Annotated in this window: 19 protein-coding genes and 2 tRNA genes; 15 read left to right on the top strand and 6 right to left on the bottom strand. The window is 60.6% G+C overall.

Going from position 1 to position 14,469, the window contains the following annotated elements; all coding sequences use genetic code 11:
• The first annotated feature begins 10 nt into the window (after positions 1-10).
• The 4 genes from ureE to ACZ92H_RS06000 are packed head-to-tail and all read left to right on the top strand — an operon-like array spanning position 11 to position 2,425.
• On the top strand, positions 11-526 hold the full coding sequence (gene ureE / locus ACZ92H_RS06015; protein WP_131373097.1) for an urease accessory protein UreE: 516 nt from the start codon (positions 11-13) through the stop codon (positions 524-526).
• A complete protein-coding gene (locus tag ACZ92H_RS06010) occupies positions 526-1,206 on the top strand; it encodes an urease accessory protein UreF (protein WP_131373237.1) in 681 nt (226 codons plus the stop codon). Before ureE ends, ACZ92H_RS06010 begins: the two co-directional genes overlap by 1 nt.
• Before the next feature lie 23 nt (positions 1,207-1,229).
• The gene (ureG, locus tag ACZ92H_RS06005; RefSeq protein WP_131373098.1) at positions 1,230-1,868 is read left to right on the top strand and encodes an urease accessory protein UreG; all 639 of its coding nucleotides are present in this window, start codon (positions 1,230-1,232) and stop codon (positions 1,866-1,868) included.
• On the top strand, positions 1,865-2,425 hold the full coding sequence (locus ACZ92H_RS06000) for a HupE/UreJ family protein (RefSeq protein WP_465048677.1): 561 nt from the start codon (positions 1,865-1,867) through the stop codon (positions 2,423-2,425). The genes ureG and ACZ92H_RS06000 overlap by 4 nt, the downstream gene beginning before the upstream one ends.
• On the opposite strand, the gene ACZ92H_RS05995 is transcribed toward ACZ92H_RS06000, so the two are convergent.
• Positions 2,422-3,030, bottom strand: coding sequence for a 1-acyl-sn-glycerol-3-phosphate acyltransferase (locus ACZ92H_RS05995; RefSeq protein ID WP_131373099.1), 609 nt, complete (start codon positions 3,028-3,030; stop codon positions 2,422-2,424). The two genes, ACZ92H_RS06000 and ACZ92H_RS05995, sit on opposite strands and share 4 nt — an antisense overlap.
• Before the next feature lie 256 nt (positions 3,031-3,286).
• Here ACZ92H_RS05995 and ACZ92H_RS05990 point away from each other — a divergent pair, with 256 nt between their 5' ends.
• Positions 3,287-3,520, top strand: a complete 234-nt coding sequence (locus ACZ92H_RS05990) for a hypothetical protein (RefSeq protein ID WP_131373100.1) — start codon at positions 3,287-3,289, stop codon at positions 3,518-3,520.
• Positions 3,521-3,694: 174 nt separating this feature from the next.
• Here the strand turns inward: ACZ92H_RS05990 and ACZ92H_RS05985 are convergent, their stop codons facing one another.
• The 3 genes from ACZ92H_RS05985 to ACZ92H_RS05975 form a co-directional block, all read right to left on the bottom strand.
• Complete coding sequence (locus ACZ92H_RS05985; protein WP_465048676.1) at positions 3,695-4,756, bottom strand: alkene reductase; 1,062 nt, start codon at positions 4,754-4,756, stop codon at positions 3,695-3,697.
• 56 nt (positions 4,757-4,812) lie between these two features.
• On the bottom strand, positions 4,813-5,109 hold the full coding sequence (locus ACZ92H_RS05980) for an ArsR/SmtB family transcription factor (RefSeq protein ID WP_131373102.1): 297 nt from the start codon (positions 5,107-5,109) through the stop codon (positions 4,813-4,815).
• 159 nt (positions 5,110-5,268) lie between these two features.
• Positions 5,269-5,628: a DUF1304 domain-containing protein gene (locus ACZ92H_RS05975; protein ID WP_465048675.1), complete on the bottom strand. Its 360-nt coding sequence runs from the start codon at positions 5,626-5,628 to the stop codon at positions 5,269-5,271.
• 211 nt (positions 5,629-5,839) lie between these two features.
• Between ACZ92H_RS05975 and sugE the strand changes: the two genes are divergently transcribed.
• On the top strand, positions 5,840-6,160 hold the full coding sequence (gene sugE / locus ACZ92H_RS05970; RefSeq protein ID WP_465048674.1) for a quaternary ammonium compound efflux SMR transporter SugE: 321 nt from the start codon (positions 5,840-5,842) through the stop codon (positions 6,158-6,160).
• Between the two features lie 115 nt (positions 6,161-6,275).
• Positions 6,276-6,605, top strand: coding sequence for an SMR family transporter (locus ACZ92H_RS05965; protein WP_131373239.1), 330 nt, complete (start codon positions 6,276-6,278; stop codon positions 6,603-6,605).
• Here ACZ92H_RS05965 and ACZ92H_RS05960 read toward each other — a convergent pair whose 3' ends face one another.
• Positions 6,606-7,568, bottom strand: coding sequence for a M14 family metallopeptidase (locus ACZ92H_RS05960; protein ID WP_465048673.1), 963 nt, complete (start codon positions 7,566-7,568; stop codon positions 6,606-6,608). It abuts the gene before it with no gap.
• A 151-nt stretch (positions 7,569-7,719) separates the two neighbouring features.
• Between ACZ92H_RS05960 and ACZ92H_RS05955 the strand changes: the two genes are divergently transcribed.
• Positions 7,720-8,832, top strand: coding sequence for an acyltransferase family protein (locus ACZ92H_RS05955; protein WP_465048672.1), 1,113 nt, complete (start codon positions 7,720-7,722; stop codon positions 8,830-8,832).
• Positions 8,833-8,835: 3 nt separating this feature from the next.
• Here ACZ92H_RS05955 and ACZ92H_RS05950 read toward each other — a convergent pair whose 3' ends face one another.
• The gene (locus tag ACZ92H_RS05950) at positions 8,836-9,300 is read right to left on the bottom strand and encodes a hypothetical protein (RefSeq protein ID WP_465048671.1); all 465 of its coding nucleotides are present in this window, start codon (positions 9,298-9,300) and stop codon (positions 8,836-8,838) included.
• A 137-nt stretch (positions 9,301-9,437) separates the two neighbouring features.
• Between ACZ92H_RS05950 and ACZ92H_RS05945 the strand changes: the two genes are divergently transcribed.
• The 7 genes from ACZ92H_RS05945 (at position 9,438) to pheS (ending at position 14,461) form a co-directional block, all read left to right on the top strand.
• Positions 9,438-9,514, top strand: a tRNA-Val gene (locus tag ACZ92H_RS05945).
• Between the two features lie 79 nt (positions 9,515-9,593).
• Positions 9,594-9,670, top strand: a tRNA-Val gene (locus tag ACZ92H_RS05940).
• A 213-nt stretch (positions 9,671-9,883) separates the two neighbouring features.
• Positions 9,884-11,791: a threonine--tRNA ligase gene (thrS, locus tag ACZ92H_RS05935; protein ID WP_131373107.1), complete on the top strand. Its 1,908-nt coding sequence runs from the start codon at positions 9,884-9,886 to the stop codon at positions 11,789-11,791.
• 12 nt (positions 11,792-11,803) lie between these two features.
• On the top strand, positions 11,804-12,364 hold the full coding sequence (gene infC / locus ACZ92H_RS05930) for a translation initiation factor IF-3 (RefSeq protein WP_374755240.1): 561 nt from the start codon (positions 11,804-11,806) through the stop codon (positions 12,362-12,364).
• A gap of 227 nt (positions 12,365-12,591) precedes the next feature.
• Entirely contained in the window at positions 12,592-12,789 is a 198-nt protein-coding gene (rpmI, locus tag ACZ92H_RS05925) for a 50S ribosomal protein L35 (protein WP_038493025.1), read from the top strand.
• A gap of 26 nt (positions 12,790-12,815) precedes the next feature.
• On the top strand, positions 12,816-13,175 hold the full coding sequence (gene rplT, locus ACZ92H_RS05920; protein ID WP_010399214.1) for a 50S ribosomal protein L20: 360 nt from the start codon (positions 12,816-12,818) through the stop codon (positions 13,173-13,175).
• A gap of 269 nt (positions 13,176-13,444) precedes the next feature.
• Positions 13,445-14,461 (top strand): phenylalanine--tRNA ligase subunit alpha, encoded by a 1,017-nt coding sequence (gene pheS / locus ACZ92H_RS05915; protein ID WP_092794222.1) that lies wholly within the window; start codon positions 13,445-13,447, stop codon positions 14,459-14,461.
• Positions 14,462-14,469 lie beyond the last annotated feature (8 nt).

Below are 14,469 nucleotides of genomic sequence, written 5' to 3'. Positions count from 1 at the left end.
AGGAGACATCATGCTCACTTTGCATACCAAACTGGCGGCGGACGATCAGCGCGCCGCCGTGGCGCAACTGGTGCTGCCCTACGACCAGCGCGAAAAATGCCGGCTGCGCGCCGTGCTGTCGAACGGCGGCGAAGTGGCCGTGTTTACCGTGCGCGGCACGGTGCTGCGCGACGGCGAGCGCATGACGGGGCCGGAAGGGCAGGTGGTGCAGATCGTCGCCGCGCGCGAGCCGACCTATCTGGTGCGCTGCCGTGACGCGCAGTCCCTGCTGCGCTGCGCTTTTCACCTGGGCAACCGCCACACGCAGGCGCAGGTGGGCGATGGCTTTCTGCGCATCCGCAAGGACCCGGTATTGAAGGAAATGCTGGAAGGCTTGCAGGCATTGGTGACGGAGGAGAACGCGCCGTTCGAGCCGGAAGCGGGCGCGTACGGCGGCGGCCATGGCCACCACGACGGCCACGGCCAGCACTTGCTGGCGCCCGTGCCGCTGCGGCAGAAAATCCACCGCCCCGGTGACACTGCATGATGCAGGCGTCGGCCCTGCTGCATTTGCTGCAGTTCGCCAGTCCCGCCTTGCCGATCGGCGCCTACAGCTATTCGCAGGGACTGGAAGCGGCGCTGGAATCCGGCCTGGTACATGACGCGGCCACGGCGCGCGACTGGATCGCGCAGCATCTGGCGCAGGTGGTGGCGCGCTGGGAAGCACCCCTGTGCTGGCGCTTGATGCAGGCGTTTGAAGAGCAGGACCTGCGCGCCGTGCAGCGCTGGAGCGAGCGCTTCATCGCTTCGCGCGACACGGCGGAATTTCGCGCCGAGACCATCCAGATGGGCTATTCGCTGACCAAATTGCTGGCCGAACTGGGCGTGGCCGACGGTGTCCTGATCGACATGCTGCAGGGCCAGCCGGAGGTGGCCTTGCCCACCGCGTATGCCTGCGCCGTGGCGGCGCTGGCGATTCCGCGCGAGCAAGCGCTGCTGGCCATGCTGTTCGCCTGGGCGGAAAACCAGGTGCTGGTGTGCGTGAAATCCGTGCCGCTGGGGCAGGTGGCGGGCCAGCGATTGCTGCTGTCCCTGCGGCCCGACCTGGAAGCGGCGGCCCTCACGGCGCAAACCTTGCACGACGACGAGATGGGCAACTGGGCGCCCGGCCTGTCCTTGCTGTCGATGCGGCACGAAGTGCAGTACAGCCGGCTGTACCGCTCCTGAACACTACAACGAGAGACCATGACATGACTTCGATTACCTCCAATCCGCTGCGCGTGGGCATCGGCGGCCCCGTCGGCTCGGGCAAGACGGCCCTGTGCGAAATGCTGTGCAAGGGCATGCGCGAGCGCTACGACATGGCCGTCATCACGAATGACATCTACACCAAGGAAGACATGGAAATCCTGCTGCGCGCGGATGCCTTGCCGGCCGAGCGCCTGATGGGCGTGGAGACGGGTGGCTGTCCGCACACGGCCATCCGCGAGGACGCGTCCATCAACCTGGAAGCAATCGCGCGCATGCAGGCGGATTTCCCCGCTCTCGACCTGATCCTGGTCGAATCGGGCGGGGATAACCTGGCCGCCACCTTCAGTCCGGAATTGTCGGACCTGACGATCTACGTGATCGACGTGGCCGGCGGTGAAAAGATCCCGCGCAAGGGAGGCCCTGGCATCACGCGCTCCGATTTACTGATCATTAACAAGACGGACCTGGCACCGTATGTGGGCGCCAACCTGGACGTGATGGGGCAGGACGCGAAGCGCATGCGCGGCGAGCGCCCCTTCGTCTTCACCAACCTGCGCAGCGGCGACGGCGTGCAGGTGGTGATTGATTTTATCCGCGAGCAAGGTTTGCTCGATCAACCGAAGCAGGAGCTGCAATGAACGCAAGACTGATGAAACAAACAGCGGCCGTGGCCGCACTGTGCCTGCTGGCCCTGCCGGCGATGGCGCATCCCGGCCATGGCGACAGCGCCGGCTTCCTGGCAGGCCTGGCGCATCCGTTCACGGGCATCGATCATTTGCTGGCCATGCTGGGCGTGGGCATCTGGGGCGGCCAGCAGCGCCGCGGCCTGGCGCAGCCGCTCACGTTTCTCGGCATGATGCTGCTCGGCGCGCTGGCCGGCATGGCGGGCTTGACGGTTCCCGGACTGGAAACGGGCATTGCCGCCACGGTGGCGCTGGTGGGGCTGGCCATTGCGCTGGCGCTGGCCGTGCCGAACTGGCTAGGCATGTTGCTCGTGGGGGTGTTTGCCTTGGCGCATGGGAATGCGCATGGCCAGGAATTGCCGGCTGCCTCGGCCGCTTTCGGCTTCATGCTGGCCTCGGCCACCCTGTTGTTTGCGGGACGTTTCATCGGCCAGGTTCTGGCCGAGCGCGTGCTGCGCCTGGCCGGCGTGGCCTTGACGGCGGCCGGCATGGTGCTGATGGGAATGAATTAATTCGGCCGGCGCTCGGACAGCACGATGGGCGCCGCGTTTTCCGGGTGCAAGCCCTGGTGGCCTGCATACACGGCGGCAATGGCGGCCATGTCCGCTTCCTTGTCGCCCGTCAGATACAGATGGTCGACCACGCCCAGCACCTTGTTTGGATAGTCTATGTAGACCAGCAACAGTGGCACCTTGGCGGCCAGCGCCAGGTGGTAAAAGCCGCTCTTCCAGCTGGGGCGGTAGCTGCGCGTCGCTTCGGGGGTGATGGCCAGCCAGTACCAGTCGGCCGCCAGCATGCGCTCGGCCTGGCGCTGGATGGTGCCGCTGGTGGTGCTGCGGTCGACGGGTTCGCCGCCCAGGTAGCGCAGCACCTTGCCCAGCGGGCCACGGAACAGCGAATCCTTGGCCAGCCAGCGGAACGGCAGCGACAGGGCCCATTTGCCGAACAGGCCCACCATGAAATCCCAGTTCGAGGTATGCGGATACACGACGGCGATGCCGCGCGGTCCGGGCAAGGGGCGAAAGCGCATGCGCCAGCCGAACAGATGCAGCACCCGCAGCGCGCAGCGCTGGTGCCAGGTCGGCAAATCGCTTGCTTGTACAAATAAATCGTCCATTGATACCCTTTATATATGTGCTTGTCTCTGTTCTTGGGCAGTGGCGCGGCTGGCCATTGCTTGAAGCAAAAATTCTGCGCAGGCATTCTATACGGGGCTGGCGGTGGCGACAAGCAGCCGGGGCCGCTATCCATGCGGGGTCGGGGCCGTTGCTACTGCCATTTTAGCCATGTTTTGGCTCGGTGCCGGGCACTAAATGCGTGCCATGTTGTCAAAACTTGATGCAGTGCTGATCCACCAGACACGGAGCCATGGCATGAAAAACAACATTGATGTGTTGAATGGGGATAATAATGGGGACAATGTCAGGACAGACAAGGTGATGGCCGAACTCGTCGAGCGCGGCGTTGCCTTCCACCATGCCTTGGGCAGGACGGTGGCGACGGCGTACCTGCGCGAGCATGCCGTGCCGGCCGAGGTGATCTACCGCGTCTTCAGCAGTGCGCAGGCGCGCCGGCCGGCACGTCCGGCGCGCCACCGCTGGCGTTAAACTTTTCACAAACGGCGGCAAGTCAAATGGCGGGCGCCGCGATCGTCAGGCGGTGAGCGGCGATTGTATCGTTGCGCCCGCCGCCAGGGGAGGGCGCGGCTGCTGAGCTGCTACCCGGGTAGTAAGACCCAAGCAAAGCCCCAAGCAGTGACGCCTGGGTAGCGCCAGGCCTGCTTACGCCTGCGCTAGTGCCGGGTAATCCGTGTAACCGGCCGCATCGGGCGCGTACAGGGTCTCCGCATTCAGCGGATTCAATGGCGCGTCGCTGCGCAGGCGGATCGGCAAGTCCGGGTTGGCGATGAACCACAGGCCAAAGGCCACGGCATCGGCTTCACCCTTGGCCAGCAAGGCTTCGGCGGCTGCCTTGTCCATTTTTTCATTGGCGATGTACACGCCGCCGAATTCCTGCTTCAGATACGGGCCCAGGCGGTCGTCGCCGAGCGCTTCGCGCGCACAGATGAAGGCGATGCCGCGCTTGCCCAGTTCGCGCGCCACGTAGCCGAAGGTGGCGCGTGGATTGGAGTCGCCCATGTCGTGCGAATCGCGGCGCGGCGCCAGGTGCATGCCGACCTTGTCCGCACCCCACACGGCTATGCACGCGTCCGTTACTTCCAGCATCAGGCGGGCACGGTTCTCAATCGAGCCGCCATAGTTGTCCGTGCGCTGGTTGGTGCTGTCTTGCAGGAACTGGTCGAGCAGGTAACCGTTGGCGCCATGAATTTCCACGCCGTCGAAGCCGGCTTTTTTCGCATTTTCGGCGCCCAGGCGATAGGCGGCCACGATGCCGGGGATTTCCTGCGTATCGAGCGCGCGCGGCGTGACGAATTCCTGTTTCGGGCGCAACAGACTCACATGGCCGGCCGGCTTGATGGCGCTGGGCGCCACGGGCAAGTCGCCGTCGAGGAAAACGGGCGCGGAAATGCGGCCCACGTGCCACAGTTGCAGCACGATCAAGCCGCCGGCCTCATGCACGGCCTGGGTGATGTGTTTCCAGCCTTCCACCTGTTCATCGGACCAGATGCCCGGCGTGTCGGCATAGCCCACGCCCTGCGGCGTGATGGCCGTCGCTTCCGAGATGATCATGCCGGCCGAGGCGCGCTGCGCGTAGTACTCGGCCATCAGGGCGTTGGGCACGCGGCCCGGGTTGCCGGCGCGCGAACGCGTCAGCGGCGCCATGATGATGCGGTTTTTCAGTTGCAGGCTGCCAATGGTAATGGGGTCGAATAAGGTTGCCATGGGTGCTATCTTTCCTGTCGAGAGTGCCGCGGACGGCGATGTGGATGGGGCTACGGTTACAAACCTTGCTGCATATGCTCCAGAAAGGCCTGGATGGTGTCTTCATTGCGTTTGAAGAAACTCCATTGCCCGACTTTTCTGGCGGAAATCAAGCCGGCCTTTTGCAAGGTGGCCAGGTGGGCGGACACCGTCGATTGCGACAAGCCCAGCTTGCGGTCGATCAGCCCGGCACAGACGCCGAAGTCGAGCGGATGGTCTTGCTGTGCGAAATGCCGCTCCGGCTCCTTCAGCCATTGCAGAATCTGTCGCCGCACGGGATTGGCCAGCGCCTTGTGGATGGCGTCGATGTCCATGGTGTTTCTCCTGATCGATGTTCGTCTGTAGGCGATATATGTATCGTCTTTTATGAATTTCAATATCGGTATATTACGATATAAGTAAAAAACGTGCCGGCGCGTGGATTTTTCAGGGAAGGCTGGCGCCAGGTGGCCGCCAGGGCCGCCCGGCAGGAATCAGGCGAAGTGGAACAGCAGCAGGGCGACGACGGCAGGTACTGTCTGCAGGTACAGGATGCGCGTCATGACGGTGGCTGCGCCCCACAGTCCCGCGACGGCGATGCACGCCAGGCCGAATATGGTGAAAGCATGGGCGATGGCCGCATCCGGATGGAAAAATCCCAGCGCCAGCGCGGCGACGAGGAAGCCGTTGTAGCAGCCCTGGTTGGACATGGCGGGACGCACGATATCCGCCTTTTCCTTGCTCAGGCCAAAGACCTTGCGCCCGCGCGAGTCGAAGAGGAGCGTTTCCAGCAGCACGATATATACGTGCAGCAGCAGGATGATGGCGGTGAGGATCTGGGCCAGTAGCAGCATCGTTGTTCCTGAAAGTGAGTGGTGCAGCCATTATGCTGTCATTGGCATGTTTTTTGGCAACATTTGATTGGAGCGGCGGCACTAGCAATAGTGTGCTGACGGCAAGGGTTTCCGGCCGATGGTATACTCGCGCTTTTGCTCCTGCGGGGACGACCCCGCTCGATGACGGGGCTGCATGGCGGGGACGACCCTGCCGCCTCGGGAGAATAAAATGGCGTGGATAATCTTGGTATTGGCCGGTTTGCTGGAAATCGGCTGGGCCATCGGCCTCAAATACAGCGCCGGCTTTACCCGCCTCGTGCCATCCGTGTTGACAGCCATATCCATGATCGGCAGCGTAGTGATGCTGGGCCTGGCCTTGCGTACCTTGCCGCTGGGCACGGCGTACGCCATCTGGACGGGCATCGGCACCGTGGGCACGGCCATTTTCGGCATCATGGTCTTGGGCGAACCGGCCAGCGCCGCGCGCATCGCCTGCATCGCCTTGATCGTATCCGGTATCCTGGGCTTGAAACTGCTCAGCCCTCAGTAACTCTTTCTTGACGCGCCCTGCGCCGTCGTGCCGCCGGCATGATCTGGCGGCGGACGGGCAGGGCGTTGTTGTCTGTCTTTACTTGCCTGGAAGGGACTGTCGCATGAGCTTGGGCATGACGTATTTCTATCTGGCCATCGCCATCATTGCGGAGGTCATCGCCACCAGCGCCTTGAAGGCATCCGAGGGTTTCAGCCGGCTGTGGCCCAGCGTCATCACCGTGATCGGCTACGGCATCGCCTTCTGGTGCCTGTCGCTGACCTTGAAAGTCATTCCCACCGGTATCGTGTACGCGATCTGGTCCGGCGTGGGCATCGTCCTCATTTCCGCCGTCGGCTGGTTCTGGTTCAAGCAAAGCCTCGATGCGCCGGCGCTGATCGGCCTGGGGCTGATCATTGCCGGCGTGCTGGTGATTAACCTGTTTTCCAAGTCCGTCGGACACTGATCAAAAACTGCCGGCCACGCGCGCCAGGTAATACCACTCCGCATTGGCTTGCGCGTTGACGTCCGGGAAGAGGATATAGGCGTCGAATTCGGCCGTCACGGGCGTGCCGTCCGCGCGCACGCCGATCTGCTCGCCCTGTTTGACCTTGTCAAAGCTGGACCAGGTTTTGATGAAACGGTCGTCCGCGTGCAGCTTGTCGTGCACCACCACCATGTTCAGCGCTTCCATGTCGGCGTCCGCGATCGGCTCCGGCTGCGGCGCGTCGATGAAGCCGAGGAAGGCGAGGGTGTTCATGATGGCGCGATAGGCGACGTCCGGCGCGGCCGGGTCCGCGTGCTGGCCGCATTCCAGGGTCAGCGCATAGCCGCCCGTCGAGCGCATGTATTCCGTCGTGCCCACGCCATAGCGCAGGACCATGCCGACCTGGTCGCTGCTGCCCAGGCGGCGCTGTACGCCCGCGCCATACGTTTGCAGCCAGCCATCGACGAAGCGGCGCACGCCCAGGCGGCGCGCCAGTGCGCGTTCCTTTTCTTCGTGCTGGAACGGTTGCAGCGGGCCGTCGTTGTTGCGCGGACCAACCATCACGAAAGGCTGGCTGTCGGCATTAAACGAATGCAAGTCCAGCAGCACGTCGTGCTGGCCCAGCAAGGGGCACAGCCAATTGGCGATGCGGTCTTCGAAATCTTGCGGATTGTCGTTCGGGAACAGGTTGCGGTTCAGGTTGCGGTCGCCGCTGCGCACGCCTTTGGCGTAGGCCAGCGGGTTGGTGATGGGCACGAACGTCACGCTGCCGGCCAGGATGGAGAGGGCGCCGCTGTCGAGTTCAGCCATCACGCGTTCGATGCCCTTGGTGCCGCAGGTTTCATTGCCGTGCACGGCGCCCGTGACGATCAGGCGCGGGCCGCTGCCCTGGCCCGTGTAGTTGATGGATTTGAAGTGGAGTGCGCTGCTCATGCTGGACATATCCTATGCTGTATCAGGGAAGGGAAAGCGGGGTCGGCATATTTTAGCGGGATTCGCGGCGGGCGCCCGTAAAAATGTGGCCAGGAGGGTACCCATAGCCCACTCCGGCATGGCATGATCGGCGCCACCGTTGTCTTTCCTTGCCGATTCCATGCCCAGCTCTTCCCCTCCTTCCCGCCTGTACGGCCTCGATACCCTGCGCGCGCTGGCCATCGTGCTCGTGTTCATGAACCATTATCTGCTGTTCGTCAGCGATGGCGGCGCCTTTGGCTTCTGGGGGGAGATCGGCTGGGCGGGCGTGGACCTGTTCTTTGCTCTCAGTGGCTACTTGATCGGCAACCAGATTTTCGCGGCCCTGCGCAGCGAGAACGGCTTTTCCTTGCCGCGTTTCTATGCGCGCCGTTTCCTGCGCACCTTGCCCAATTTTTATGTCGTGCTGGCCCTGTATTATTTATGGCCCGCATTTCGCGGCGACAGCGCGCTGCTGCCGCTGTGGAAATTTCTCACCTTTACGCAAAACATCAACCTGACGCCGGGCACGGCGTTTTCACATGCCTGGTCCTTGTGCGTGGAAGAGCAGTTTTATGTGCTGCTGCCGGCCGTGGCCATGGGTGTTGCCGCTTGCCGCAGGTCGCTGCTGTGGGCGTGGGTGGCCGTGGCTGCCAGTTTTATCGTGGGCATGCTGGTGCGCGCCTACCTGTGGGATGAGTATGTGCAACGGCCGTACGGTGGCCTCGGCTATTACAAGTACATCTACTATGCCTCGTGGTGCCGCTTCGACGAGCTGGTGGCGGGCGTGGCGCTGGCGCTGCTGAAAAATTTCCACCCGGCCGCCTGGGCGCGCCTGACAGCGCATGGCAACCGCACTTTGCTGGCGGGAATTGCCGGCACGGCGCTGATGTTTTATGTGTTTCTTACCGATCACTATGGCTATGGGGTGACGGTGTTCGGCTATCCGGCCCTGGCCGCCAGTTTCAGCTTGCTGCTGATCGCCGCGCTGAGCCCGGGCAGCGTGCTGTACAAGGTGCGCGTGCCCGGCGCGGCCAGCCTGGCCTTGTGGTCATACGCGATCTATTTGCTGCACAAGCAGGTGTGCATCCTGCTGCGGCCCACATTGCAGGAGTTGGGCTACGGGCCGGACAGCCTGTGCGCGATGCTGGTGATGATAGCGTTCAGCATCGCCGCGGGCTGGCTCTTATATGCAGTGGTGGAAACGCCGTTCGTGCGCCTGCGGGCGCGCCATGTTCCCGCCAATCACGCCTGACGCCTACATGTCGATGACATCGAGTCCGCGAGGCGTGCCCACCAGCAATTCCAGGATGGCATGCACGCGCAGATTCGTGTCTTCGTGCTGCGTATTGAAGATCAGGGTGCGCAAACCGGGCACGGCTTCCGTGATGTGCTCGCTCGCATAAGCGTTGATCAGCAGCAGCACCAGGTCGGTGGCGCCGGCGCCCGGCTGGCGTCGCAGCCGGTCGTGGATCACGTTCAGCAGCGCGCGCTGCATGCGCGGCGTTGGATTGGTGATATAGGCGAAGACGCTGGGGGTGTTGGCGATGGCCGCGCAGATGCGCCGTTCGATCTCGTCCGGCTTCACGTCGGAGGCGATATCGAAGTAGGCGGCTTCCCAGCGCGTGCGCGCATACGGGTGGCCGGGCGGGAAGGAGTCGGCCGTTTCGAAACCGCAGACGCGGCTCAGGGTTTTCAGCCAGGCTAATAAGGTGGAGTTCATGCCCCGATTCTAGCGGCATTCCGCGCGTGCCGGGCCCTCTCCATATAAAGGCGGCTGACGCCCGGAGAACTGATTAAAGTTTCCTGTAAAAGAGCCCTTGTCATTCTGGGAAAGCCTCTCTATAATGCTGGTCTTCGGGGCGGTTAGTTCAGCTGGTTAGAATACTTGGTCGACATCCAAGGGGTCGGGGATTCGAATTCCTCACCGCCCACCAGAATTTGGCAGTAAATGGTTTTTAAGCTGGCGCAAGCCGCAAGCGACCATGTGAAATAAAATGGTCAATAAAGTTTTACGGGCGGTTAGTTCAGCTGGTTAGAATACTTGGTCGACATCCAAGGGGTCGGGGATTCGAATTCCTCACCGCCCACCAGAATGCAGTTAGAGAGAAAGGTAAAACCGGTTATGACACCGCGAACTACTACCAAGCTTTGGGAGTGACGCTAGTCGAACGGGTTTCCTTTGTCTCAAAAAAGTGAAAAACGCGGCTAGTCCGCGTTTTTTTGCGTCTGCGTTTTCCTTTCAGTTTTTCAGTCCACACCACATTGCAGTTTTACCTGGCGCCAGCGCCGATATGGAGATCAATATGCTTACAATCCGACTTCCCGATGGTTCCGCCCGTCAATTCGACGGCCCGGTCACCGTGGCCCAGGTTGCGGCCAATATTGGTACCGGCCTGGCCAAGGCTGCGCTGGCCGGCAAGGTTGATGGCAAGCTGGTCGATACTTCCTATCTGATCGAACAAGACGCGGAGCTGGCGATTGTCACGGACAAGGATGCCGATGGCCTGGAAGTGATCCGCCATTCGACGGCCCACTTGCTGGCGTATGCCGTCAAGGAATTGTTCCCGGAAGCGCAAGTGACCATCGGTCCCGTGATCGACAACGGCTTCTACTATGACTTCGCCTACAAGCGCCCGTTCACGCCGGAAGACCTGGTGGCGATCGAAAAGAAAATGGCGGAATTGGCCAAGAAGGATGAACAAGTCACGCGCAAGGTTGTTGCGCGCGATGAGGCCATCGAATACTTCAAGGGCATCGGCGAAGCCTACAAGGCTGAATTGATCGGTTCGATCCCGGCCGACCAGGAAGTGTCGCTGTATTCCGAAGGCAAGTTCACGGACTTGTGCCGCGGCCCGCACGTGCCGTCGACGGGCAAGCTGAAAGTCTTCAAGCTGATGAAGCTGGCCGGTGCCTACTGGCGCGGCGACTCGAAAAACGAGATGCTGCAGCGTATCTATGGCACGGCCTGGGCCAAGAAGGAAGACCAGGAACTGTACCTGCATAACCTGGAAGAGGCGGAAAAGCGCGATCACCGCAAGTTGGGCAAGCAGCTCGATTTCTTCCATTTCCAGGAAGAAGCGCCGGGCCTGATCTTCTGGCATCCGAAGGGCTGGTCGATCTGGCAACAGGTCGAGCAATACATGCGCAATGTCTACCAGGTCAATGGTTATCAGGAAGTCAAGGCGCCGCAAATCCTCGACCGCGGCCTGTGGGAAAAGACGGGGCACTGGGATAACTACCGTGAAAACATGTTCATCACGGAATCGGAAAACCGCGCCTATGCGCTGAAGCCGATGAATTGCCCTGGCCACGTGCAGATCTTTAATAACGGCATGCGCAGCTACCGCGACCTGCCATTGCGCTACGGCGAGTTCGGCCAATGCCACCGCAATGAACCGTCGGGCGCCTTGCACGGCATGATGCGCGTGCGCGGCTTTACGCAGGATGATGGTCACATCTTCTGTACGGAAGAACAGATCGCCGCCGAAGTGACGGCTTTCCACCAGCAGGCGATGGATGTGTATACGGCATTCGGCTTCACGAATATCGATGTGAAGCTGGCCTTGCGTCCGGATAGCCGCATCGGCACGGAAGAGTCGTGGGACAAGGCGGAAGAATCGCTGCGTTCGGCCCTGCGCGCCTGTGGCGTGGAGTGGACGGAATTGCCGGGCGAGGGCGCATTCTATGGTCCGAAGATCGAGTATCACCTTAAGGACAGCCTGGGCCGCGCATGGCAAGTGGGTACCGTGCAGATCGATCCATCGATGCCGGGCCGTCTGGGTGCGGAATATGTCGCGGTGGACAACACGCGCCAGGTGCCGATCATGCTGCATCGCGCGATCGTCGGTTCGCTGGAACGTTTCATCGGCATCCTGATCGAACACTACGCGGGCGCCATGCCGCTGTGGTTGTCGCCAGTGCAAGTGTCGGTGTTGAATATTTCCGACGCTCAAGCTGATTATGTACAAGAAGTAACAACAAAACTGCGCAAAGCGGGGCTGCGCGTACAGGCTGATTTGCGTAACGAGAAGATTACCTATAAAATACGTGAACATTCCGTACAAAAATTGCCTTACATCTTAGTGATTGGCGACAAAGAACGGGATGCCAATACGGTGGCCGTGCGGGCGCGGGGCAATGTCGATCTGGGCGTGATGTCCGTCGATGCCCTGATAGAGCGACTCAAACATGAAGTCGACACCAAGGCCTGACGAGGAAACTCGCTGCACGACCGTTCTACAAGATTTTTAAAGGAAATTACAATAGCTACTGACAAGTCACATCGCATCAATGGCGAAATCACTGCCCCTGAAATGCGTTTAAGCGGGGTCGATAACGAGCCACTCGGTATCGTAAGTTTGGCTGAAGCCTTCCGCCTGGCGGAAGAGGCAAACGTCGACCTGGTGGAAATTGCGCCTACCGCGCAGCCACCGGTGTGCCGTTTGATGGACTACGGCAAATTTAAGTATTCGGAGCAAAAGAAAGCTCACGAAGCCAAATTGAAGCAAAAGATCATCCTCGTGAAGGAAGTCAAATTCCGTCCGGGGACTGATGATGGTGACTACAATATCAAGTTGCGTAATCTCATCAAGTTCCTCGAGGATGGTGATAAAACCAAAATCACGCTGCGTTTCCGCGGTCGTGAGATGGCGCATCAGGATATTGGCTTCCGCATGCTGGAACGTTTGAAAGCCGATCTGGAGCCGTACGGCCAGGTCGAGCAGTTCCCGAAGATGGAAGGCCGCCAAATGATCATGGTTCTTTCGCCTAAGAAGAAGAAGTAAGTTACAATAGCGTTTTACTGTGGGTGGAAACTGCGCGTGCCAGCATTGGCGCGGCGTCAAGCCCCAGGCAGAATTTGCGCGGCCCGGTCAGCAATGCCCGGGCCGCGTGAACTGTAGTGGACTCGCATCCGCTGCACAACATGTGAAAGCAGGCATCTAAGCGCAGCGTCGTGTTGCCACCTGCAATCCTGTTATAAATGGAGCTGTCCGTAAGAGGACAGATTGCTATGCCTAAAATGAAGACCAAAAGCTCCGCGAAAAAACGTTTTCGCGTGCGTCCAGGTGGAACAGTCAAGTCGGGTCACGCGTTCAAACGCCACATCCTGACCAAGAAAACCACCAAAAACAAACGTCAGTTGCGCGGTACCCGTAACATCAACGCATCGGATGTCACATCCGTCATGCGCATGATGCCGACTGCTTAATCTCACACTCAATTTAAGGAGTTACTATGCCTAGAGTAAAACGTGGGGTTACAGCTCGTGCCCGTCATAAGAAGATTCTTGTTCAAGCTAAAGGCTACCGTGGTCGCCGCAGCCGTGTATACCGTGTTGCCAAGCAAGCAGTTATGCGCGCTGGCCAATACGCTTACCGCGATCGCCGCAACAAGAAGCGCGTTTTCCGCCGCCTGTGGATCGCCCGTATCAACGCTGCTTCCCGTGAGCATGGCGTAACGTACAGCGTATTCATGAACGGCTTGAAAAAAGCAAATATCGAACTGGACCGTAAAGTCCTGGCCGATATGGCTGTGATGGACAAGCCAGCATTCGCTGCGATTGTCAACGCAGTTAAAGCAAAAATCGCTGCGTAAGCACGGTCATTGCACAGCGTCATCCGTAGGGTGACGTTATAAAGAGCGGGGCAGAGGTGTGAACCTTGTGCCCCGTTTCCGTTTTTGATTGTTGGGTTCTAGATTACTAACAACGCCGTACAAAACCGTAGCGAGCGGAAGGACGTTGTGGTTGAGAAGCGCAGCTGTACGAAAGTACGGTGAGCATCGCAGACCGCAAATCCCGACGCGCAGCAGGCTTTGATAGGTGTACTAAATCCAGGATTGATTTCCAAAACAGGAAAAGCCGCATGAACTCCCTAGAAGAACTCGTCGTCTCGGCCCAGGCTGACTTTATCGCCGCCGCAGACGCTGCCGCACTTGAAAACGCCAAAGCCCGCTACCTGGGCAAGACTGGCCAGATTACTGAAATGATGAAGGGCCTGGGCAAGCTGGACCCGGACGCGCGCAAGGCGCAAGGCGCCCTGATCAACGCCGTCAAAGTGCAGATCGAGGACGCGCTGACGGCGCGCCGTGATGCGCTGGCCGATGCCCAGATGCAAGGCCGCCTGAACGCCGAAGCGATCGACGTGACCCTGCCAGGCCGTGGCCGCATGCCCGGCGGCATCCATCCCGTGATGCGCACGTGGGAGCGGGTTGAGGAAATTTTCCGCTCCATCGGTTTCGACGTGGCCGACGGCCCCGAAATCGAGAATGACTGGACCAACTTCACGGCGCTCAACAGCCCGGAAAACCATCCGGCGCGTTCCATGCAGGACACCTTCTACATCGATGGCAACGACACCGATGGCAAGCCACTGCTGCTGCGCACGCACACGAGCCCGATGCAGGTGCGCTATGCGCGCACGCACACGCCGCCGATCAAGGTCATCGCGCCGGGCCGCACCTACCGCGTCGACAGCGACGCCACCCATTCGCCCATGTTCCACCAGGTCGAAGGCCTGTGGATCGCCGAAGACATCAGCTTTGCCGACCTGAAGGGCATTTACCTGAACTTCGTCAAGGCCTTCTTTGAAACGGACGACCTGCAGGTGCGCTTCCGCCCGTCGTACTTCCCGTTCACGGAACCGTCGGCCGAGATCGACATCGCCTTCGGCTCCGGTCCGTTGAAGGGCCGCTGGCTGGAAGTGTCGGGCGCCGGCCAGGTGCATCCGACCGTGGTGAAGAACTTCGGCCTCGATCCCGAGAAATTCATCGGCTTTGCTTTCGGCTCCGGCCTGGAACGCTTGACGATGCTGCGCTACGGCATCAACGACCTGCGCCTGTTCTACGAGGGCGATTTAAGGTTCTTGAAGCAATTCAACTAAGCGTTGTT

It is taken from the genome of Janthinobacterium foliorum (assembly GCF_978021625.1).
Note: the sequence above shows the minus strand (reverse complement) of the source record. Positions and strands in the feature narration are given on the sequence as shown.